At 42.4% G+C, this 21,228-nt stretch carries 24 protein-coding genes; 6 read left to right on the top strand and 18 right to left on the bottom strand.

The window, feature by feature from the left end:
• Nucleotides 1-116 precede the first annotated feature (116 nt).
• Entirely contained in the window at nucleotides 117-554 is a 438-nt protein-coding gene (locus tag JOD82_RS04305; RefSeq protein ID WP_029518622.1) for an AbrB/MazE/SpoVT family DNA-binding domain-containing protein, read from the top strand.
• Between the two features lie 69 nt (nucleotides 555-623).
• On the opposite strand, the gene JOD82_RS04300 is transcribed toward JOD82_RS04305, so the two are convergent.
• Complete coding sequence (locus JOD82_RS04300) at nucleotides 624-1,082, bottom strand: hypothetical protein (RefSeq protein ID WP_069012080.1); 459 nt, start codon at nucleotides 1,080-1,082, stop codon at nucleotides 624-626.
• Between the two features lie 120 nt (nucleotides 1,083-1,202).
• On the opposite strand from JOD82_RS04300, the gene JOD82_RS04295 reads away from it, so the two are divergent.
• A complete protein-coding gene (locus JOD82_RS04295) occupies nucleotides 1,203-1,364 on the top strand; it encodes a hypothetical protein (protein WP_176715742.1) in 162 nt (53 codons plus the stop codon).
• 25 nt (nucleotides 1,365-1,389) lie between these two features.
• Here JOD82_RS04295 and JOD82_RS04290 read toward each other — a convergent pair whose 3' ends face one another.
• The 12 genes from JOD82_RS04290 to JOD82_RS04235 all read right to left on the bottom strand — a co-directional run bounded on the left by JOD82_RS04290 (nucleotide 1,390) and on the right by JOD82_RS04235 (nucleotide 13,087).
• The gene (locus JOD82_RS04290) at nucleotides 1,390-2,553 is read right to left on the bottom strand and encodes a nitric oxide synthase oxygenase (RefSeq protein ID WP_165145974.1); all 1,164 of its coding nucleotides are present in this window, start codon (nucleotides 2,551-2,553) and stop codon (nucleotides 1,390-1,392) included.
• A 150-nt stretch (nucleotides 2,554-2,703) separates the two neighbouring features.
• On the bottom strand, nucleotides 2,704-3,180 hold the full coding sequence (locus tag JOD82_RS04285; protein WP_209947719.1) for a Dps family protein: 477 nt from the start codon (nucleotides 3,178-3,180) through the stop codon (nucleotides 2,704-2,706).
• A gap of 365 nt (nucleotides 3,181-3,545) precedes the next feature.
• Entirely contained in the window at nucleotides 3,546-5,273 is a 1,728-nt protein-coding gene (locus JOD82_RS04280; protein WP_029518626.1) for an adenine deaminase C-terminal domain-containing protein, read from the bottom strand.
• A 28-nt stretch (nucleotides 5,274-5,301) separates the two neighbouring features.
• The gene (locus JOD82_RS04275) at nucleotides 5,302-6,360 is read right to left on the bottom strand and encodes an ABC transporter ATP-binding protein (RefSeq protein WP_209947717.1); all 1,059 of its coding nucleotides are present in this window, start codon (nucleotides 6,358-6,360) and stop codon (nucleotides 5,302-5,304) included.
• Nucleotides 6,361-6,376: 16 nt separating this feature from the next.
• Nucleotides 6,377-7,165, bottom strand: a complete 789-nt coding sequence (locus tag JOD82_RS04270) for an ABC transporter permease (RefSeq protein ID WP_013312456.1) — start codon at nucleotides 7,163-7,165, stop codon at nucleotides 6,377-6,379.
• 6 nt (nucleotides 7,166-7,171) lie between these two features.
• Complete coding sequence (locus tag JOD82_RS04265) at nucleotides 7,172-7,993, bottom strand: ABC transporter permease (RefSeq protein ID WP_013312457.1); 822 nt, start codon at nucleotides 7,991-7,993, stop codon at nucleotides 7,172-7,174.
• A 27-nt stretch (nucleotides 7,994-8,020) separates the two neighbouring features.
• Complete coding sequence (locus JOD82_RS04260; protein ID WP_209947715.1) at nucleotides 8,021-8,950, bottom strand: nucleoside hydrolase; 930 nt, start codon at nucleotides 8,948-8,950, stop codon at nucleotides 8,021-8,023.
• Entirely contained in the window at nucleotides 8,950-10,023 is a 1,074-nt protein-coding gene (locus tag JOD82_RS04255; protein WP_029518630.1) for an ABC transporter substrate-binding protein, read from the bottom strand. The genes JOD82_RS04260 and JOD82_RS04255 overlap by 1 nt, the downstream gene beginning before the upstream one ends.
• Before the next feature lie 174 nt (nucleotides 10,024-10,197).
• Nucleotides 10,198-10,542: a hypothetical protein gene (locus tag JOD82_RS04250; protein WP_029518631.1), complete on the bottom strand. Its 345-nt coding sequence runs from the start codon at nucleotides 10,540-10,542 to the stop codon at nucleotides 10,198-10,200.
• A 401-nt stretch (nucleotides 10,543-10,943) separates the two neighbouring features.
• Nucleotides 10,944-11,255 (bottom strand): hypothetical protein, encoded by a 312-nt coding sequence (locus tag JOD82_RS04245; protein WP_029518632.1) that lies wholly within the window; start codon nucleotides 11,253-11,255, stop codon nucleotides 10,944-10,946.
• Between the two features lie 32 nt (nucleotides 11,256-11,287).
• Nucleotides 11,288-11,584 (bottom strand): WXG100 family type VII secretion target, encoded by a 297-nt coding sequence (locus JOD82_RS04240; RefSeq protein WP_069012572.1) that lies wholly within the window; start codon nucleotides 11,582-11,584, stop codon nucleotides 11,288-11,290.
• 39 nt (nucleotides 11,585-11,623) lie between these two features.
• Nucleotides 11,624-13,087 (bottom strand): lipase family protein, encoded by a 1,464-nt coding sequence (locus JOD82_RS04235; RefSeq protein WP_069012573.1) that lies wholly within the window; start codon nucleotides 13,085-13,087, stop codon nucleotides 11,624-11,626.
• Nucleotides 13,088-13,169: 82 nt separating this feature from the next.
• On the opposite strand from JOD82_RS04235, the gene JOD82_RS04230 reads away from it, so the two are divergent.
• From JOD82_RS04230 to JOD82_RS04215, 4 genes are all read left to right on the top strand, one after another.
• Entirely contained in the window at nucleotides 13,170-13,526 is a 357-nt protein-coding gene (locus tag JOD82_RS04230; protein ID WP_029518634.1) for a hypothetical protein, read from the top strand.
• A gap of 365 nt (nucleotides 13,527-13,891) precedes the next feature.
• A complete protein-coding gene (locus JOD82_RS04225) occupies nucleotides 13,892-14,248 on the top strand; it encodes a hypothetical protein (RefSeq protein WP_208332577.1) in 357 nt (118 codons plus the stop codon).
• Nucleotides 14,249-14,437: 189 nt separating this feature from the next.
• The gene (locus JOD82_RS04220) at nucleotides 14,438-14,782 is read left to right on the top strand and encodes a hypothetical protein (RefSeq protein ID WP_029518635.1); all 345 of its coding nucleotides are present in this window, start codon (nucleotides 14,438-14,440) and stop codon (nucleotides 14,780-14,782) included.
• Entirely contained in the window at nucleotides 14,766-15,173 is a 408-nt protein-coding gene (locus tag JOD82_RS04215) for a hypothetical protein (RefSeq protein WP_239645242.1), read from the top strand. The genes JOD82_RS04220 and JOD82_RS04215 overlap by 17 nt, the downstream gene beginning before the upstream one ends.
• Nucleotides 15,174-15,237: 64 nt before the next feature.
• On the opposite strand, the gene JOD82_RS04210 is transcribed toward JOD82_RS04215, so the two are convergent.
• From JOD82_RS04210 to JOD82_RS04190, 5 genes are read right to left on the bottom strand one after another with little or no spacing between them, the layout of a single operon-like run.
• Nucleotides 15,238-15,384 carry a hypothetical protein gene (locus JOD82_RS04210; RefSeq protein ID WP_023990839.1) on the bottom strand — a complete coding sequence of 49 codons (147 nt, stop codon included), beginning with the start codon at nucleotides 15,382-15,384 and terminating at the stop codon, nucleotides 15,238-15,240.
• A 27-nt stretch (nucleotides 15,385-15,411) separates the two neighbouring features.
• Nucleotides 15,412-16,806: a hypothetical protein gene (locus JOD82_RS04205; protein ID WP_069010968.1), complete on the bottom strand. Its 1,395-nt coding sequence runs from the start codon at nucleotides 16,804-16,806 to the stop codon at nucleotides 15,412-15,414.
• A 21-nt stretch (nucleotides 16,807-16,827) separates the two neighbouring features.
• A complete protein-coding gene (locus JOD82_RS04200) occupies nucleotides 16,828-18,852 on the bottom strand; it encodes a polysaccharide deacetylase family protein (protein WP_069010969.1) in 2,025 nt (674 codons plus the stop codon).
• A 17-nt stretch (nucleotides 18,853-18,869) separates the two neighbouring features.
• Nucleotides 18,870-20,030, bottom strand: coding sequence for a hypothetical protein (locus tag JOD82_RS04195; protein ID WP_069010970.1), 1,161 nt, complete (start codon nucleotides 20,028-20,030; stop codon nucleotides 18,870-18,872).
• Nucleotides 20,027-21,220, bottom strand: coding sequence for a hypothetical protein (locus tag JOD82_RS04190; protein ID WP_069010971.1), 1,194 nt, complete (start codon nucleotides 21,218-21,220; stop codon nucleotides 20,027-20,029). The genes JOD82_RS04195 and JOD82_RS04190 overlap by 4 nt, the downstream gene beginning before the upstream one ends.
• Nucleotides 21,221-21,228 lie beyond the last annotated feature (8 nt).

Genomic DNA, 21,228 nt, shown 5'->3' with positions numbered 1-21,228 from the left:
TTTTTTTTTCAGCATAGCTATACCAAAACAAACTGTAATATAAGCGCTTTGTACTTCCAGCATATATACATACAATTCCTACAACTATAAGCGCATTTCAGGAAAGGGGAAAAATGATGAAGAACACAGGAATGACACGGCCATTAGACCATTTAGGCCGCATTGTGCTGCCTAAGGAGCTGCGCAATTCTATGAATATTAATATTGGAGATGCCCTCGATTTTTTTATTACCCCAGAGGGACTGATGATTCGCAAGTATACGGGGGTTTCTTGCTATTTTTGTGGTGCCGTAGATCATTTGAGCTATTTCAGGGATCATCTGATATGTAAAAGTTGTATTGAAAATCTGAAGAGCGATAATCCTTCTAGTCATTTGAGTGAAGCACGTCCTGTCCAGCCCAAGAAAAGAAGGAGTTACAGAAATCAGAATGATCTCCTGAATAAACTAAAACAGCTCATGCAGGAGCACCCAAATGTATCTCAAAAAGAATTAGCCGAAATGCTCGAACTATCCCAGGGACGCGTGTCGCAGCTTAAAAAGCTACTCCTTTAGATCATCCGACCCAATCTCGTCTGTTTTAATCAACAAAAAAAGAGCCTGACGGCTCTCGGATCATCTTTGTTACGCAATGTCAGACTGCTCCATAATCGGGACCCGATAGGCCAGCAAGGACTCGTCTATTACGGCAGAAATAAACGTTGCATCTATTTCAGGCACCAACCCAAGCGCATAATTCCATGCGTTTTCTTCAATTTGCAGCGCAAGTCGTTGCCGGGTCCCTATCCCACTCTCTTGCTCCAACGCATCGGAGAGGTCCACTAATTCCGTATCGGCGGCGTGTCCAATCTCATGTGCAAGCACAACTGTAAAATACTCCTCAACTCGATCAATGCTGCCGAACATCTGTAAACACTGTGTTTCGATAACGTCCGTATACATGGTAATGGCGTGAGCATTCATAGCATATTTACCCCCAATCAGCCTTCCGCCAGGAAAACGTTTCTCCAGCTTGACTATCACACCTATAGCAGCCCGTTCCAAAAGCTCAGCGACAATGCGCTCTGCCTGATATCTTTCCAACTTAGCTTCGCTCCTCAAACCAGAATATATAAAGGTATATTTACTCTAAATTCATGAAATCATGGATGTGTTCATACCATACACAGTACGATATTATACCTTTTTACAAAGGAGAATACCATGTCAGAAGATTATTATGTAGGGTGGGGAACACTTGCCCTGATTAATGCCGGCTTGGCACAATCCAAAAATCGGAGCGGGCTAAATTGGTTTTTTCTCTCCCTATTAATAGGACCACTGGCTACCCTATTTATCGTTGCATGGGATAAGCTCGAGTCCTAATGCAGCAATCAGGTCATTCCCATCGTTATCCGGAATGAAAAGGGCAGCCTTGGCGTTTCTGCTGAAGCACTGTATCTGATGCTGTATTAGCCTGTCTCGACATATACGACTTCTCTTGAACTCCGAAATTCGGCTTCACAAGCCGATTATCGTAGGAATTATGAAAAATATGCGTTGTCGCCGGGGATAGCGGGGGAATCAGCCATGTCCAATTGCCTGTCAGTGCGCGCCCAGCCTTGGCTTCCCGTTCCTCAAACAGCTTGAATTGTGCCGCTGCGGTATGGTGGTCGACAATGCTGACTCCCGCCTTTTTGAAAGAATGCAGCACAGCAATATTCAATTCCACCAGCGCCCGATCACGCCAAAGCGTTGTTTCACTCGTCGTATCCAGCCCCATCAGCTTAGCCACCTGTGGCAACATATTATAGCGGAAGGTATCCGCAAAATTGCGGGCGCCGATTTCTGTTCCCATATACCAGCCGTTAAAGGGAGCCGCTGTATAGATGATACCGCCAATCTCCAGCGTCATGTCCGAAATCATAGGCACAGCATACCAACGTAATCCCAAGGAAGCGAAACCCGAGATTTCTGGATGCTCAATGGCCACCTCCATTACCAAATGTTCAGGAATATCATATAGCTCGGGAGGCCGCCCGCCTGCTTCCACAACCAGTGGCAATATATCAAAAGGAGTCATCGCTCCTTGCCAGCCCATGTCTTTACAAGTATTGGTAAAATCTACCGAGATCGGGTCCCCGATGACCCCTTGATCGGTTTCATATCCAGCGTAACGAATGAGTTGATGGTTCCAGATGCGGATATTCGGCTGCCCTGGCTTGGAGGCGCGGAATACAGTAAGCGTTGGCTTAATTTTACCGCCATTCGTTCCTATGCGTATATGCTCCAAGAGCTCGCGAACCACTTCCGTTGCATCTGACGCGCCCCGCGCATCCCTGACCAAAAGCTTGTCCCAAAATAAGCGACCGATGCAACGATTGCTATTGCGCCAAGCCATAAGTGCCCCGTGCTCCAGCTCTTCGTACGTATGATCATACATTCCCGTAGTCTCTATGTCGTGACGAATATTAAGAAGCCGGGCCTCCGCTTCATCGCGGCTTCGGCCCAGCTCCTCATAACATGTATATATAAACTGCTCCGCTTCATGCAAAAGCTGTTGTTTCACTTCCATAACACACACCCCATCCCGGAAGCTCTATGACTCTAGAGCCTGTGGTCTTCCACGCCTTCTCGTTATTATACTCCAGTGGCAGAGTGGAACCAACGGGATGTGTGTCTTGTTCACCTGATCTCCATATACATGGAAGTCTATACCAATGGGTTATCCCAAATACGCACTCAGCATCCAGATGTGTTTATCCATTGCTTCTCTTAAGCCGTTAAGAAGATCCTCTGTCGCTTTATCCTGTGCCGCTTCCGCTGCTTCCATCCCATTAGCCAGCTCAACGGTGATGGTTTTAAAATCAGCAACAACGGACTTCACCATATCCTCAGCTGTCTTCTCACCTGCGGACTCCTGAATAGCTGAAAGTTGCAAATGCTCCTTCAAGGTCGCAGCCGGACGGCCACCAATAGCCAACAATCGTTCAGCAATCGTATCTAGATTAGCTGTTGCTTCATTGTAAAGTTCTTCAAATTTAGCATGCAATGTGAAGAATTTAGGTCCTTTCACATACCAGTGGAAATAATGCAGTTTCGTGTACAATACAGACCAGGTAGCTACCTGACGATTCAATGCCTTGTGCAATTCTTGAATAGCCTCTTGTGTAGGTGCGTTCGTATGATTTAATGTACTCATGTTTAAAATCCCCTCTCGTTCAAATATAGTTTGTGTAAAGCTTGGATGCTCGTTAGCAGTAGTGTCTGATTTTCTTCAAAATTCCATGCGTCAATCCAATAAATCTTAATCAATTAATTTAGACTTAATCTAAATCCTGTTTTAATTATAACACTGTGACGATGTTTTTCAAGTCCTTATTCGATTTTAATCATGAAGATTACATGAACTAATTGTAAAGCAAACTCTACATGCAATCGGGTACCCAGAATCAAGACTTGTTTATCTTTTATACATAGGTTACATCAATAGGAGGATAGAAGATGTTAACTTTGTCTGCTAAAGCATCAAAAAAGAGCCGGCCCATAAGAGGGTCGGCTCTTTTATTATTCTTGCATCTCTGAAGTTTCCACGATTAAAGGTACAACCTTGCCAGCATTTACATCAATCAGGCCGTGATCGGTAATTTTCAAGGCCGGGCTGACCGGCAAAGAATGCGTGCTCAGCGACATGATTGGATTGTAATGGCGATAGCCCAGCGACAGCAAGGCTGAACGCAGCTCCTTCACATGCGCCGCAACCATTTCCAGCGGTCCTTCTGTTAAGATCCCGCCTACGGTTAAAGGCAAATGGGACAGCACCTTGCCATTTTCAACTACGCAAAAACCGCCTTGGCTGGCAAGAACCGTATTCGCAGCCAGTATCATATCTTGCTTGTTATGCCCTACGACCAGCAAGTTATGGTTATCGTGCGAATAGGTGGTTGCCACTGCCCCACGTTTAATCGTATCTCCTCCGATCAAACCGTAAGCACGGTTGCCATTCTTTCCATACCTCTCAAACGTAGCAATCAGTCCATGTTCACCATGTTCCCATACCAGTTCCCCCTGCTCTACTTGTGCAGGTGCAATCCGTTCACTTGTAAAAGTAGAGCCATCTTTGACCATCATAACACGGCATTGATGTGTGCCATCAGCTACATCCATCTTTACAGTAAAATCCTGCTCCGTGAGCGGATTGAGCTTCACACTTTGATAAAAGTGGGCGGGGAAGCGGCATTTTATTGGTGCTTGATGGTATTCCTCGAACTTATCGAATACCTTGAGTCCGTCCTTATAGACTTGCTCCACATCAAATTGACCAAGATCCGACAGCAGTACAAAGTCAGCTATTTTTCCCGGTGCAATGGTTCCGCGGTCATGCATACGCATCCGTGCAGCAGGAGTAAACGTAGCTGCATAAATGGCATCCTCAGGCTTCATGCCCATTCCGATTGCTTTACTTACAATATGGTTTAGATGCCCTCGCTCTACGAAAGAGTCTGGCATCACATCATCCGTTACAAAGCAAAAATGTTGTGCCACATCTTCCTGAATAAGATAGTCCATCACTTCAGGGGTCATGGATTTTTCCTGGATTTCAATAAACATCCCCGCAGCCATCCGCGCCTTCATACCTTCAATACTTTGGTGAGTATGGTCTGAGCCTATCCCCGCATAGATCAACTGATGCAGGTCCAGATCAAGCAACTGTGGCGTATGACCTTCAATGATCAGCTCCGGGTAGTGCTCACGAACATGGCGTAAGATGCGATTCGTTTTGCTCTCCGGATCACGAATGACATCCACATAGTTCATAATTTCACCCAGGCAGATCATTTCACCCGTTTGCAGCAGCGCATCAATTTCGGGAATACCGATCTCGCCTCCTGAGGTTTCGAGCGGCGTTGCCGGGACAGAGCTTGGGATGCCGTAGAACATATCAGCCACGCAATCCTTGCTGGCTTCCATCATTTCCTGGACGCCTTCCAATCCGAAAACATTCGCCATTTCGTGCGGTTCTGGTACAATCGTCGTTATCCCATTGCGAATCAGTCCATAGGAAAAGGTTGCCGGTGTCACCATTGTGCTTTCGATATGCAAATGGATGTCGATCAGGCCGGGAATCATATATTTCCCGTGCCCTTCGACAATTTCAGCAGCCTCGAAAGACTCCAGACCACGCTGACCGATATACATAAACTTGCCATCAAGTATAGCTACATTACCTTCTTCGAACGTCTTGTAGTAACTGTTATACACCTTAACTTGTAAAATCATTTTGTCTGCACGCATGATGTATCTCCTTCATCGAACCCGCTGATTATTGGACCAGCACCATTTTATCTGCCGGAAAATGCAGGGTAACCCGCTGACCACTCAGGTAGGGCGTATCCATTTCCTGATTAGCCGTAAAGTTGCCTTTCGCCGTTTCTACCACATACTGATAGCTACGCCCCAGGTAAGTACTTACCTTAATAATACCGGGGAGCTCATTTTCTCCTGTCTCGTTGCCTTCTGTTCGAATGACCAAATCATCCGGACGAATAGCGCCCTGACGAGCACCCAGCTGGGCCGTACCCTGATTACGCGCTACGCCGAATGAAAGATCACCTGTATTCAGTCGAATACGATCCCCTTCTTCAGTACGCTCGTCAAAGCTTAGAAAATTATTAAACCCAATAAAACGGGCGACAAATTCGGTCGTCGGATATTTAAAAATGGTCGATGGAGCATCTAATTGTTCGATGTTCCCCTTATTCATAATCGCAACCTGGTCAGAAATCGAAAAACATTCCTCCTGATCATGCGATACATACACGGTAGTGATGCCCAGTTCCTGTTGAATACGGCGGATTTCCACACGCATATTTACACGCAGGTTAGCATCCAAGTTACTCAGAGGTTCATCAAACAACAGCAGATCGGGTTCAATCACAAGCGCTCGCGCAATCGCAACACGTTGACGCTGTCCGCCTGATAATTCACCGGGGAAACGTTTTTCAAATCCCCCCAGGCTAACCGTTCCCAGCATCTTCATAACGCGGCGCTTTATATCATCTTCCTTTACTTTGCGTAACCGCAAACCAAAGGCAACATTATCAAAAACAGACAAATGCGGAAAGAGTGCATAACTTTGAAATACAAAGCCGAAGTTCCGTTTATTCACCGGAACCCGAGTATAATCCTTATCGCCAAACAAAAATGTTCCTTGTTTAGCTTCGAGAAATCCTGCAATGAGACGAAGTGTGGTCGTTTTGCCACAACCACTCGGTCCGAGCAACGAGAGCAATTGCCCCCGTTCAAGCTGCAAATCGAAATCCTGCAAGATCAGTTGGTTGTCATAAGCGACCGATACGCGATCCAGAGTAAGCAGTGCCATAAGGTTGAAGCCTCCATTACCTTTTAGTGAAGTAAGACAATCCCATCAGTCGTTCAATCAAGAACATCAGGATACCGGTTAAAATCATCAGCATAACCGAAATCGCCGCAATCGTCGGGTCAAAATAATTTTCGACGTAAGTCAGCATTTGAATGGGCAGGGTGCTGAATCCCGGTCCTGTCATAAAGACGGAAATGTCGACATTGTTGAATGATTCCAGAAAGGCAATCAGGATAGCCGCAATAATGCCTGAGCGGATGTTGGGCAGAACCACTTTGAAAAAGGTTTCCAGCCGTCCAGCCCCCAAACTAAGCGCTGCTTCCTCAATCGCAAAATCAAAGTTAGACAAACTGGATGCAATGACTCTAATAATGAACGGCAACATAATCACCGTATGTCCGATCAATAGTCCAGCATATACTGGTAAATGGTAAACTATGATCAAATAGCGCAGCAGTGTAAAACCAAGCACAATACCCGGTATGAGCAACGGAGAAAGGAACAAAGCATTCAGCGCATCCTTCCCACGAAACGAAAAACGACTAAGCGCATAGGCGGCAGGCATACCAATCAGCAGTGCCAAGATGTTGCCTAGCAGAGAGACCACAATGGACGTTTTGAACGTGGACATAAACAAATCCACTTCAAAAATATTTTCATACCAGCGCAAGGAAAAGCCCTGCGGAGGGAATTTTAATACCGTGCCCGGCTCGAAAGAAGTGACCGATATGATCAACAGCGGACCGAGCAGAAAGATGAAGACCAGCAGGCTAAAGAAGCCTAGTCCGTAATGTTTCTCCCGCATATCCACCTACCCCTTCGGATTGAGTTTATGGGCCGCCTTATTTAAGAGACCGACCACGATAAATGTAATAACAATCATAATTGTTGCAATAACAGAAGCTAAAAACCAGTCGTTTAGCGTCATCGCGTTCTGATACAAAAATGTAGCGATAACCCGCTGTTTTCCTCCAAGTAGTGCTGGTGTCGTATATGCAGTCAGGCTGCCCACGAAAACGAGAATGCTTCCAATGATCAGGCCAGGCACAGACAGCGGAAATACGATTTTACGAAATGCGCTGAATCTGGAGGCCCCGAGGCTCTGAGCAGCATGAACAAGATCACCGTCGATATTTTCGAGTACACCAATCAGTGAAATAATCATCAGCGGTAAAAACAAATGAACCAGACCAATAATCATCGCTGCCGGAGTATACAAAATATTCAGCGGCTCATCTACAAGTCCTAAACCGATGAGCACGTTATTTAACAGTCCCTTGCGACCCAGAATGACCATCCAGCTGAATGACCGCACCACCGGACTCGTCAACAAGGGGAAGATAGCCAGCGCTAACAAAATCCCTTTACGACGCGGGGCCTTTTGCGAAATATAATAAGCCGTCGGGAAGCCAAGTAATACGCACACGAGTGTCGTTACGACACTGACTTCCAGCGTAGTCAGCAATATTTTCAGAAAGTAAGGGTCCTTGAAGAAATGGAGATAGCCTTCTAGGGTGAATGAGCTGTTCTGTACGAAGGTCGAACCGATCGTCAACACAATCGGAATGACCATGAACACCGCCAGAAAGAGCAGACCTGGCAGCAGCAGCCAATACAAGTATGTTTTCTTCATGGGTAGCTCCTTGCGGTTATCAAAATGTTATTCCTTATTCAGCACCTGGATAAATAGCTCCAGAAAAGCTTCGCTGTCCACCTGTTCACATACATTCATATTGGGGCTATGATTGAGGCGGTTCTGCACATCGCCCACCGTTTGTCCGTCACATATACGACTGGAGGTTTCCACGTCGACATACAACGACGAGGTATCGACTAACCCCGAATTCAATGCGACACCCACGGCAAGCGGGTCATGAAGCGCACACGCCTTTACCCCGTTGCGTTCTTCATAACGCTTGGTATAAACGGCCGTGCTTTGAGCTACATAATTACGAATTCCAGGATGGGACAGACGAGCAATATGATCGGCAGTCAGCAGAGCGTTCCGTGTTACATCCAGTCCCACCTGTATCAACCGACCAAATCCCGCATGAAATACGATTCGTGCGGCTTCAGGGTCAGCATACATGTTGTACTCCGCTACAGGTGTAATATTGCCGCACCCGTGAATAACACCGCCCATAAAAATGACTTCATCGACGTGATCCGTCAGTTCGGGACACTTCAGCAGCGCCAGTGCCAGATTGGTGAGTGGCCCGGTGCAAATGAGCGTCACTTCCCCCGGGTGAGCCATCACGGTGTCAATAATGATATCCGGTGCAAAACCTTCGGACGCAGACATGGCTGGGACTACTCCACTCAGTGCGCCTCCAATGCCGTCTTCTCCATGGACACGATGCTCGTGCAGGCCTTTACGTATTAAGGGGGCCTCCGCCCCCCGATAAACCGGAATATCCGGTCTATCCAAAAGGTCGAGGATTTTGCATGTGTTCAATGTTGCTTGTTTAAGTGAAACATTACCGCATACCGTAGTAATCGCTTGGATATCCAGCTGACCACTTTTGGCGGCTAGTAAAATACCCAACGCATCATCAATGCCCGTATCTACATCTAATATAACCTTCTTCATTATTGTGCAACTTCCCGGTTCCAGCGATCTGTCCATGCCTTGATATGATCGTTAACGAACTTCATATCCAGCTTGGTCAGCTTGTTCACTACCTCTGTACCGTACGTAATTCCCTCTGTATCCGCACCGGACAGTACCACCTGCGTATTCACCGGGGAATCAACCTTCGCCTTGGCAGACTTTTCTTGAACTTCCTTACTCAGCTGCCAGTTGATAAATTCCTCAGCCAGTTCCTTCTGGTCGGAGCCTTTCACTACATTAATTGTGTTCATTACTGCGTATGCACCTTCACTAGGAGCTACAAATTTCGCTCCTGGCACAGCCGCCTGCAAATCTTTGAAGTACATTTCCATGATCGGACCGCCCGCAATTTCTTGTTGACTAAACATGTTCACGAACTCGGACGTTTTGCTATAAAACTTAACGATATTCGGACTCAGCTCTTTCAGTTTTCCGAAGGCTTGGTCTTCATTAAACTCCTTACTACCCGCTACCTTGGAGGCTGCATCTACCATCATCGGTCCGGCAGTCGCCGTAATATTCGGCAAAGTCACGTTTCCTTTGAACTCAGTTCCCCACAGGTCAGCCCAAGAGGTCACATTCTTTTTCACCAGCTCCGGATTATAGGCAATACCGAGACGCCCGACCGTATAAGCAGGACCATACTCCTCACCCAGCGGTGCTTTGGCAATATCATAAATTTGGTTCAGGTTCGGCACCTTGCTGCGATCCAGCTTCTCAAACAATCCCTGTTGGATTCCTTGTTGAGCATAATAATCAGACAGATAAATCAGATCGACATCTGTGCTGCCTTGACTGATTTTGTTCAACCGTTCCGCGTTATTTCCAATTTCCACCACGATGTCAACGTTATGTTCTTTTTCAAAAGGCTCGTACACTTCTTTGTTAAAAAAGTCCTCGGAAAAGCCCCATGTGGAAATAACTAGTTTCTTTTTCCCATCAGCTGAACCATCTTTTCCATCTGTCTGACCGCCAGTAGCATTACTGCCGCAACCTGCCAGTACCACGGATGCCAAGGTCACAGCCATAAACCCTTTAAACCATTTCTTCATATGAAACTCCCCCTATTTTTTATTATGCACACCTTATGACACAAAAAAGAAAAGTACTCTTGTAAAACAAGAATACTTTTCTTCGTAAACAAAGAATAAGTTGATCCCGCTGCGCGTTATAACAGGTTCTCCCCTCAGATAGATCCGAAGCGAAAAGCCGAATATCCAATTTTATTAGGACTCCTTCAGAATGATGTTCGTAATAGCCCACTGCGTTGCTGAATCATAATCACGCAGTAAAGCATCTATATCGAGCTCCATATCCTCAATCAGCTTCTCGCGAAGTCTCTTCTTGTACAGCATGGACATTCGGAAATCCACTTCCAGCTTCAAGCCGGGGGCTTCCACTTCCAATGCCGCCGAGCGTGGAGAACGCCGGTGCTTCGCCACAAAGGTAACAATGTTGTTCTCAACGGTGGCCCGCAGCAGCGTGGTCCCGAAGCCGAACAGTTCCTTTGAAACTTCATTGTAAATCTGGCACATCCGCTTCTTGCTTTCGTTACTGTCGAGCAGCGTCATGAACCCACCCTCATCAGCATATTACGTACAATCAATCTTTCAACACGATAGATTATACATAAATATACGATAAATAGCAAACAAAAATCCCTAATCCAATCACATATGATGCGAAAAAGCGAACAATATGTCGAACTTTGTAGCTTTTCAACATTTTTACACCTTTTTTAACTCATCCTCAAGCTTCCGAACGCTGCTATATTCGCCCACAGGGTAATTTTAAAGTAGACTCCGGTAAATCTCTGGCCAAGGGTTTTATCGTCGTCATTCCAGAGGAAATTTTTTTCCTTCTACTATATATGTAGTTTTTACTTAAATGCATTTAACCGTACCCCGCGGGAGTCCCCTAGCGATTGTACGGTTTTTTTGTTATGTAGCTGACTGGCCAGATGGGAACCCCTTCAAGAAAAAGCCGATTGAATCCACGAGGACACTACAAGAGTAGCCGGCCACAGCAGCATAAAGTTAGCAATAATATATGCCTTCTTAAAAGCATAACGATGATAAAAGTACCAACAGATCCAAGATATGAATATTCCTATCGGGTAGCTCATTATGACATAGGCAAAAATATAATTGCTGAGATAATCTCCAGCTGTTGGTGCATCGAAAGAAAATGCGACCACCATCAGCATGGCCGGATAGGCAAATAACGTTAAGCCATAAACGATATTCAATATAAGTAAAATGACAAATGCATTTTGATCTTTCATGATGTTCTCCTAACTATTGCAGTCCGTCTGTATCACCATTGTGCAGCCCGCTTGCGTCTCTCCTCACGCCGATCAGCTTCTTCCATTTTCCGAATATAACGTTTCAACTGCTCTTTATGCTCGTCCAATTCTTGTATTCGTACCGTGGTTCCTTGGAGAAACACCTCCATTTTACGTGTTAATTCAGCAGCTGATTCTCCCCGCCATTCATGCAGCCTACCATATATATTTTTCATCTGCTGCTCCTGATGCTGAAGTCTTTGCTTTAGCTGCTCGCATTGCTGAACAGCCTTACGCAGATCCCCCAGGCTCAAAGATATTCTGCTCATCTCTTTCGCCTCCCGTTGTGTTCTTCCAGCTGCTCTTTCTTATTGATCCACCATCGTAAATTCCTGGCCCTTACGATCTATATATTCTGCTATCTCTGTAATCGATTCCTGATACCAGCGATTAATCCGATCCAGTGTCGCCGTAGCACTATGCGCAAGCGGGGTCAAAGACTGACTTTCACTTGTCCCAATATGAGCCTGAAATAACTGAATGGACGCACGGGTATCACTGGAAAATCCATGCAAGCTAGAACGCATCTGATTAGCAGCATGCTTTAGCTCCTCAGGTGTTAATTGAATTGTGCCTCCATTTTTGTTGCCCACAAAATATGCCCCACCATTAGTGCGACCATCTTGTTGTCCTGCTCCCATCAAATTCACACCCAGTGCAGTAGCAGCAAACTGCCCGAAGGCCCCCATTTGTCCCCCATAGCGTTCAACCAGATCGCCCATGACTTCCTTGAGCTCTGCTCGCGCGGCCAGCATTTGCTCGTATGCCTGCACCCGTGGATTGCCTTCCACCAATTGACCGTCCATCGTGTACAGTGGATTGCTGATATTGCCATTTTCATCAAACGTAAAGTTTCCCATGCTATGAGTGTTCTCTCCACCTAATACAGAATTATAGAATTTGGTGAATGCATCTTGCTGTATCATAGGCAATGTAATCGGAACATAAACAATAGGAGTCCATTTTGGGCCAAGAATTAGTCTTTCCAATTCGGTTTTTCTTTCCAAGGGAATTGAAACAGGAATAGTAAACTTGGCTACATTGGCAGTCTTATAATCACTCCCAATATGATACGTTTCCCCCACATGTTGGTTAGCCTTAGTGGCTCCCCCACCAACGCTATCTCCGGGATGGGCAAAAGCCACATTAGTCTTCTTGAATTCTCCTGCTTTTACCCTCTCTTGAAGATCTTCAGGCAATAAATGTACAATGCTCGGAGCAGCAAAACTCACAGATGATAAACCATTCTTCACTGCAACATATTCTGCTTCTGCACCGCCTAAAGAATGACCTGTCGTAGATATTTCGGCAGCGGGGTACTTCTTCTTCACTTCATCGTACAGTGTTTGAGCTTTTGTAAATTGATTATCCTGATACTGGGCCTCATACTGATGAAATGAACTTTGTACCTGTGGGGGGGAATTTTTTATCTCTTCTTGATTATTTACATAATAATCGTGAACTTGATTTAAATTTTTTGCTCGTCCACCCACGACGTCGTTGATGTCTGTTCCTATGTCCATCGCTCTACTCCATAGTGGTCTTCCTCCTGGTTCTGTACCCCTATACCCTATGATCACCTGATTGCTATTCTCATTGTGAAAAACGGTCGCATCAAATCCAGAACCGTTCGTGTCATGTAATAGTTTTTCGTCTAAATCAACAACCCTCCAACCAGGAATATCTTCATTTTTATAAGTCTTTGGATCAATATCCAATAGGTAAGCCTCATCTGCTATCTTCCAGTATGTTTTTTCACTAATATACTGCAATTATTACCCCACCTTGTCTAATCACCTAATATATTATAAAGTTAGAAAAAGTTGATACTTTCAAAAAAGGAGCATCTAAAAATTGAAAAGAAAAAAAATTTGGGTTACTGCTCTCATCTTATTCTTCATCCTAATAGGAGCTCTCTATTACATGCACTACGCATCAAATATAAAAAAAGAAGAAGCCGTTAGAACAGGTATACCTATTGGAAAAGAGTACATCAAAAAATACTATAGGGCTGATTTCATATTTAAGAGTTATGACTATGTAGGTAGCTATGTTAATAATACGGTTCATCTAATCGGCTATATAAAAGGACATGAAGATCAATCGATATCTATCGCTTACGATTTTGAAAAAAAAGAAGTGCTTAGTGTAACCGGACCGGATTGGTTCATTGACAGTCGATACCCTAAAAAGAATGTTCCACCATTTTAAATATCAAGATTTGTATGCAAAAAAAAAAAAAAAAAAACACATATGATTCATTCCAGTTCAAGAATATATTTTTCCAATCTAAGGAAGTGAAATCATTATAATACTTCCTGTTTACTTGCGGTATAGTTGAAAGTAAAAATAAGTATAAAGTCGTTGGTTACTGCATTTTGGGTCGCAGTTCATACCTAATAACGATTAGGACTTTGTAACTGTATGTTAGAAGAGATTTGCGTATATGAACACAATTTTTAAACGTTGTACCGAGCTAATCCTTTTATTAAATAAATGAGCTATCCTACTATTATTATAAAAAGCAGTAATGTTATGAGTTTATAGTCAGGAGATACTAAGGAGAAGAATTCAACTTGAAGAAGAAAAAGGATTGGGGAAGCATCTTTATAGTAGTTTCAATCCTCGTTGGAATCTTTTGTTACATGCAATATACGGAGGATGTACAAAAAGAAGAGTACGTCCAATCTGGCATACCTATTGGAAAAGAATACATTAGAAAACATTATAATGCCGAGTTTATATACAAAAATTACGACTTTATTGGCGGCTATGTTAACTCTACCGTTTATCTTCGTGGCTATATAAAAGGACATGACGGTCAGATAATCTCACTAAATTACGACTATAAGAAAAAAAAGGTACTCTACGTAACTGGACCGGATTGGTTCATCGACAGTAGGAATCCTAATAAAATTGTTCCGCCATTCTAAAATCAAGTCTGTATTCAAATGCCCTCTAACAGATGACTTTTTCCTAAATATGAAGAAGTAATATCATTAAAATACTTCCTGTTACTGAGAGATATTTGCAACAAAAATAAGAACCACGTCATTGTTCACTGCATTCTGGTTGTAGTTCACATTAAATTATAAATAGCATGTTAGGGGAATGTTACGTAAATGAACACAATCCTTAAATGTTGCACAGTTCTCATCATAATATTAACCATTCTGGGCGGTTGTGGTTTTTCTACCGCTCAAGAGGAAGAGGTAGTGGAGTCTGCTACTACTGTCAGTATCAAATATATTAAAACTCACTATAATACGGATTTCGTATTAAAAAATTACAATATTGAAGAAAACAGTGTCTTTGCAAGAGTACATCTTTACGGCTATATAAAAGGAAACGATACAGACTTAATTAGGATATCCTATGACTTGGACTCAAAAGAAATCGTCAATGTTACGGGACCGGATTGGTTTATTAATAGTAAGGTTATAGATAAGAATGCACCTTATTCCTAAGAAAGCTTATAGCATATTTAGCTCAATTTTAAGGAGAATACTTCAACTTGAAAAAGAAACAACTATGGCTTTTTGTCTTTATATCACTTGTCATTCTGGTAGGAGTTTTCTTTTACATGCAGTACGCATCGAATGCCAAAAAGAAGAAATCGTTCGGACAGGCATACCTATTGGAAAAGAGTACATTAAGGAATACTATAGGGCAGATTTCATATTTAAGAGTTATGACTATATAGGTAGCTATGTTAATAACACGATTTATCTAATCGGCTATATAAAAGGACATGAAGGTCACTCGATATCCATTGCTTACGATTTTGAAAAAAAAGAAGTCCTAGATGTATTAGGACCTGCTTGGTTCATCGACAGTAGGAATCCTAAAAAGAAGTAGAATATTGAACCATGATTGCAGAAAAGGCCCCTTAGGGGCCTCTTCCAGTCGTCGTTAGTCATATTTAGCGCTCTTCACCTTTGGTGCTATGCTTAGTTACATGAATAAAAGGATATTCGCCTTTGCTTATTTTACGTTTCCATTCTTGAATCATATCTTCCTGGGTTGGCGGTTTCTCGTTTACGATTGCTCCTGTAGTTACTTTAGCCATTGGTTTACCCTCTCTTGTTGATTTTAGTTATTGCGTCTTTATCTTTTCTCCAGTCATTTTGATGTTACCATCCATTTCTACCAGACTCGTTTTACATTTTAAACCGATAGCATCCTTCGCGGTGACCTGAATTGTGTTCCCCGCATTGAATACCAAATTTCCATCAGCCTTAACACGGATGTCCTTTTTACTCCGCAATTCGATGCCATGGTCATCCAGCAGTCGAATCACCACTTCATCGTCGTTCCCCGTGATTAAAATTTCATTTTTCTCAAATATAATGGCTTTGCGGTACTTGGTCATAAAGATTTTCGTCGATGGGTCCTTAATAAAGTCACCGCCTTTGGATCTCTTTCGGATCGAGTGGGTCACAATAGCGTCTTTTTCTTTAGAGGTCGGAAAGTAGATATCTACAAAATCAAACAGCTCCGGCATGCAGTACCATCCCGTATTCCCTTCCGATGTATAAAATGTAGCCGTTGGAAAAGCGAAGGTTTCCTTGACGTTAGGCTTGACCTTATCCATTTCATAAAAGAAAACCTTCACATGATCCTGCTCGATTCCAATGACCTTGGATTTCAATGACATGCCCCGAATGTCCTCATTTACAATCAAATCCTGTTTCATTCCATCCGCTGTAGTCAGCACATATTCATGCCACAAAGCACTATGTCGTATAAACGCAACAGACTGCAGGACGTATAAAGCTTTCCCTTTAAATTTAACCTCCGCCCCAATTTGCAGCAGGACATCTCTAGCCCCTGTCGTTTGTACTTTATAATATAGAAGGTTGTCATCCTTGCTGGCTCCTGGTTTGGTTTTTCTCGTCATGGAGTAGTTATACTGCCTGAGCTCAGGCTGATTGACGCCATCCGGCAATCCAAAATAAAACTGAGGTTTTTCACCAATCGGATCAGGTATCAGTCCCCAACCGAGCCGAGACGCTATACGTTTCAGAAACGACCAGTCTGTTTCGTCGAATTGCATCGTAAATTCCTGTAAAAGTTGATCCTTCAACCGGCTCGTACAATTGGCTTTGGGATAGGATTTGAGCACGTGTTCAAGCAATGCTTGCAGCTTCATCTTTACATTTTGAAAAGATTGTCTATGAGGTATTTCATCCATCTGGCATGTATAAGATAGAGCTTCGACAACCAAATGAGCTACATTGGATACCATCTTGATTCTGAACTGCGTGACTAGCCCTCGAAATAGCACACTCTGTTTATGATCGTCATTCATATAAGAAACAACTAACTTCGCCCCTGCTTCCATATGATCTGTATATTCTTCCATTTGAGCATCCGTTAATACACCTGTCAAAACGACCTTCACATGCTCATTCATTTTCTGTACAACTTTAACTTTTGGATTTTTAAGAGATAAAACCGTTCCATTATACTTGATGATTGGATATCCCATGTTACCGCTCCCTTTTGTCGGTTAGTTTACGTTTATCCGTTGTTTGCTTACGTATTGAATGACATCTTTAATGGTTTGATTATGTCCCTGATCGTTAAGAGCCTCATCTAATGCAGAGAGAGTGGTAAAGGTTTTATTTTTTTTCTGAAAATAAATGTCCGCTATAGGGAACTGGTCAACTCTACCAGGTCCATGAATCCCGTTGTCAACTTTGGCAATAATGATAACATCCTTCAATCCATCCTTATTCACATCCTTGAAGGCCACTGCTTCTACTCCTCCGTAACGTGCAACCCACTCACGGTTCCCGTAGAAATCGGGGAATGGATACAGCATATGTCCTTGGCCATCCAATAGGAAGAAAAAGAATTTACGAAAACCTTCCGAATACCCATATGTGGATACAAACCGCACTTTCCCAAAGCCTTCGAAAGTAGTTTGAAAAGACTGCGACTCTTCAATTTCATATTGGTCGGTATTCAACTTTTCACCGCCAACTGTGGAAACAGACTGATCCTCAACGGAACTTAACTCACTCCATAGTTCCTCATTTTGCCTAATATTCTCTGGAATTTGTGCAAAACGAATTTCATACTCCGCATGGTCCCCTACCACATGTGCCATAGGTACACTCATCCCCAATGAATCATTTGTGAAATAACTAAACGATTCCATTTCTACTTCCGCAAGCGAACCTTTGGTTACATCCGCATTTGTTAACAATTGAATCAAATCATCTTTTGTGAAATCACCAATTAATCCTTGTTGCTCCGGCTGAACAGCTGTAATCTTCCCGCTTTTTATAAGCTCAATAAAAGGTTTCTCGACCTTTACCAGATCCCTCAACCTTATTCTTGAAGCCTGCTTCATATCCAGGTTCGTCGTATAAAACATATGAGTAGGATAGGCTGCGTCCTTCACATAATGAATACCCGTATATTGAACACTCAAGAATCGTTCATTTTCTCGTTTGATCTCATAATCAATTTCGACATGGACTCCAGCATTGGAATCCGCATAGTTTTGTAATCCTTCTAAAGCATCAGCCTTAAGAATTTTGTTTAAAGATTTCTGCTTTGCAATATCCTTGAGTTTTATAATTTGAGGGTATTTAATCACGATCCCATTTTTTGAATATTCCTCTTGAATGAGTTCAAAGCTTTGCCGTTCACTATGAGTATTCAAGGCAGTGCTATATTCGGAATCAATACGGACTTCTCCACTTTTGGAGAACTCAATGATAAGGTTTTGTTCAGAATCATCACTGTTTATGAAGAAACCATCGCCGTGGTCTAAAACCTCGATACTCATGCTATCATGTTGTCGATTCTCTAAAATAAGCTCATCTATATCCTCGTTCAATTCCCACGCATCCGGAAGCTTTATCTTATCTGTTACTATTTCTTTCTGTGTCCATTTTTCCCCGGAGAATTCCCACAACGCAACAAATACGGGATCTGGATGATATATTGAAACATATCCCCCTAACAACAGCTGTATTCCCTTGTCTGAATCTCGGACCACAAAGTCTGTAGTCAATTCTGGCCCGCCATCCTCAAGCATCTGGGCGTGTACAAGTTGCTTAGTACTCCACCACTGAATAAATGTGTATTTATCTCCGATCGTACCTGTCACCGTTTTAGGTGCTCTATAATTCATAACCCTAACGTTTAGCTGCCCGCTTTTTAACGGAAACGATTTTGTTAAGATAGTGAGATTATTATCGAACTTTTCTACTAATTCTTCATCCTTCATCTCTACACTTCCAGGCTCATTTAACAACGAATTAAGTTCCTGTGTGAACTCCTCAAGCTTGTTTTGTCTGGTATCAGAATCCTTATTTTCATCGTTGACTATATGAAGTTTTTTCACTAACGTGTCCAGCTTTTTCGAATAGGAAATCGTTTTATCTTCATTTTGGAGAGAAAGCGCATGATTTGTTTTAGTTGCTGGAGAATTTTGTTCCTTCATGCATCCATTCAGCGCTACACAGGAAATGAGTAGTAATAGGACGCAAGAAGCTCGCCCGTACTTCAAGTAATTCATGCTGGATATCACGCTTTCTACGATTTATCGTTCATCTCTATACCCATAATCTTCCATTTATCTGACTGTTTTTCTAACGTAAACGTAATTTCCTTTTTCGCTCTTTCTTCTAATGAATCATCTTTTACCAAAAATATTTTTCGGTTATCATCGCTACTAACCTCATTAATACTCAGTTCTAACACCGGGTAAGATAAATATGCTAAACCGGATAAATCGATGGCATCCTCAAAATCATACGTTTGCCTTGCTGCCGGATCGGTGAGCTGGTCCATTTCAGGAAAAGGTAAATCAAACCACTTCATAAGATAATCAACTTCCAAGTAGTTCAATATCACAGCCTTAGGATCGCTTGGATATACAAACTGTGTACTTTTATTTTTATACAAAACCTCCTTTTTTTCAGGTCCTGTTCCATCATATTTTTGATAGACCACGATGGTATGCTCCTGAGTGTCACTAAACTCGTAATAATCGACACTTTCAAATACACCATCATGGTCGGTATCTTTTAACGTTCGAATTCCTTGTCCAGTAGCATTAGGAAAATCAGAATTTATACTCTTGATATGATTATTTTTCAAGGTGTATATGGAGAATCCCTCTGAATAAGCCCCTCCGTCGCCTATAGAGTATACAACGATAAATTTTTGGTCTGTTTGATCCAGCTTCATGATTTTCACATCTGTATTTAGATGCACAACTATAACCGGGTCCTCTAGTTTTTCAATGATGTGATAACCATCATCCTCCCGGACTACAAATATGTTGTCAATCACCCCTTTTTCTAATCCAAAAGCAAGCACGTATTCCACCTTTCCATCAAGGTCCAAATCTTCTTTTAATATTTTCTGAAGGTACTCATTCTGTGGTTGGATTTTCTTTATAAACTGATCTAATGTGTTAGAATCTATGGCGTAATTTTCATTTCGTTTATTAATCGGATTCACAATATTGCTATTCCGATCTCGTTTTTGAGCAGCAGACTCTGGTTCAGTCACAGCTTTTTTCTCTATCATTTGAGTGCTAGGTTTGATGGGTTCAACTGCTTGCTGCTTCTCATTCGTAGGTTGTTCAGAACATCCATTCAATAGCAGACTAAATAACAATATTAAAAATAGTATTTTATTTTGTTTTATAAAGTTGATTTCAAAAAACTCCCTTTTCACATTGTTCATTGAACGTTTATACGTTGTTTGCTTACGTATTGAATGACATTTTGAAGTGTTCGGTTATGTCCAGTTTGATTGATACTCTTATCCAACTCAGGCAGGGTAGTGTACGTTTTGTCCTTTTTCTGAAAGTAAATTCCCGCGACAGGTAGAGTCTCTATTCCGTGTGCATTAACTCCGGTGATATAATCAGCAATAATAACAATATCTGTACGTCCATCCTGATTCAAGTCCTTAAAACTTACTGCTTTGATCCTATCAATCATTTTACCGTTGTTACCATAAAATTCGGGGAATTCGTACAGGATCTTGTTTTCCACATTTTTGTCACTGTTAACTTCCAAAAAAAACTTTGCTTGAATCAGATCATTCGTATCCTCATCTTTTAAAGTGGATATAAACTTTACTTCTCCCCATCCATTAAGAGTGGTGGTAAATGATTGTTCCCTTTGAATAGTATAAGGTTCCAGATCAGGGTCGGGCTGAGCATCCTCTTCTACATAATCAGCACTACGTTGCTGCTTTACGGATTTCTCCATGTTATATTCAATAAAAATATTATTTACTTTCTCTGTTTTAGTATCCCAATTAATACTCAAATGTAGGCCATTTTTGGAGTAAACCAGACTTCTATTTGTTATGGTACTTGGTTGACCGTAAAGTTGTAGCACTTTACCAAGGGTATCACCAATCTTCAATCCTCTTTTGGTTTTAAACTTGGGATTTTCCAAGCTCACGGCTACTAGATAACTTTCACCATCAACCGGTTCCTCCCCTTCAAATTCGATCTTAGATAGAACTACAAATCGAATTTCTGAATCTTCATAGTTAGGATAAGATAAGTTCCATCTTCGGTAGGTTCCATTCCCACTAATATATCCTCGATTGAAGCTATCGTATCCCTCACTGTAACCCCACTTATGGATAAGTTCTTTAATATCCGTATTCCTATCAATTTTGTGCGACCGATATGATATTGTGAAGTCCTCATCCTGAAGGGGCTTTGGATCGGCAGATACAACATTTTTGGCTTTGTCTGTTCCTTTCTCTGGATAGTAGCTAGAGCTTTCTTGCTTAGCTTTAGCAGTAGCTGTTTTCCCATTGTCATAAGTATTGATATCTGAAAGACTACATGCGGTTACTCCTAAAGCCAAAAAAGTCAATATAATAAAATAACCGTAACTTGGCTTGTACACTTCTTTTC

It is taken from the genome of Paenibacillus sp. 1182, from assembly GCF_017833915.1.
Lineage (GTDB): Bacteria > Bacillota > Bacilli > Paenibacillales > Paenibacillaceae > Paenibacillus > Paenibacillus polymyxa_D.
Note: the sequence above shows the minus strand (reverse complement) of the source record. Positions and strands in the feature narration are given on the sequence as shown.

Coding starts and splice junctions, on each gene's coding strand:
- JOD82_RS04305 (WP_029518622.1), top strand. CDS start 117: ATGAAGAACACAGGAATGACACGGCCATTAGACCATTTAGGCCGCATT.
- JOD82_RS04215 (WP_239645242.1), top strand. CDS start 14,766: ATGCACCTTATTCCTAAGAAAGCTTATAGCATATTTAGCTCAATTTTA.
- JOD82_RS04210 (WP_023990839.1), bottom strand. CDS start 15,384: ATGGCTAAAGTAACTACAGGAGCAATCGTAAACGAGAAACCGCCAACC.
- JOD82_RS04265 (WP_013312457.1), bottom strand. CDS start 7,993: ATGAAGAAAACATACTTGTATTGGCTGCTGCTGCCAGGTCTGCTCTTT.
- JOD82_RS04240 (WP_069012572.1), bottom strand. CDS start 11,584: ATGAGCAGAATATCTTTGAGCCTGGGGGATCTGCGTAAGGCTGTTCAG.
- JOD82_RS04200 (WP_069010969.1), bottom strand. CDS start 18,852: ATGAATTACTTGAAGTACGGGCGAGCTTCTTGCGTCCTATTACTACTC.
- JOD82_RS04270 (WP_013312456.1), bottom strand. CDS start 7,165: ATGCGGGAGAAACATTACGGACTAGGCTTCTTTAGCCTGCTGGTCTTC.
- JOD82_RS04275 (WP_209947717.1), bottom strand. CDS start 6,360: ATGGCACTGCTTACTCTGGATCGCGTATCGGTCGCTTATGACAACCAA.
- JOD82_RS04280 (WP_029518626.1), bottom strand. CDS start 5,273: ATGCGTGCAGACAAAATGATTTTACAAGTTAAGGTGTATAACAGTTAC.
- JOD82_RS04220 (WP_029518635.1), top strand. CDS start 14,438: ATGAACACAATCCTTAAATGTTGCACAGTTCTCATCATAATATTAACC.
- JOD82_RS04290 (WP_165145974.1), bottom strand. CDS start 2,553: ATGGAAGTGAAACAACAGCTTTTGCATGAAGCGGAGCAGTTTATATAT.
- JOD82_RS04295 (WP_176715742.1), top strand. CDS start 1,203: ATGTCAGAAGATTATTATGTAGGGTGGGGAACACTTGCCCTGATTAAT.
- JOD82_RS04195 (WP_069010970.1), bottom strand. CDS start 20,030: ATGAACAATGTGAAAAGGGAGTTTTTTGAAATCAACTTTATAAAACAA.
- JOD82_RS04260 (WP_209947715.1), bottom strand. CDS start 8,950: ATGAAGAAGGTTATATTAGATGTAGATACGGGCATTGATGATGCGTTG.
- JOD82_RS04285 (WP_209947719.1), bottom strand. CDS start 3,180: ATGAGTACATTAAATCATACGAACGCACCTACACAAGAGGCTATTCAA.
- JOD82_RS04245 (WP_029518632.1), bottom strand. CDS start 11,255: ATGAAAGATCAAAATGCATTTGTCATTTTACTTATATTGAATATCGTT.
- JOD82_RS04205 (WP_069010968.1), bottom strand. CDS start 16,806: ATGGGATATCCAATCATCAAGTATAATGGAACGGTTTTATCTCTTAAA.
- JOD82_RS04250 (WP_029518631.1), bottom strand. CDS start 10,542: ATGACGCTGCTCGACAGTAACGAAAGCAAGAAGCGGATGTGCCAGATT.
- JOD82_RS04255 (WP_029518630.1), bottom strand. CDS start 10,023: ATGAAGAAATGGTTTAAAGGGTTTATGGCTGTGACCTTGGCATCCGTG.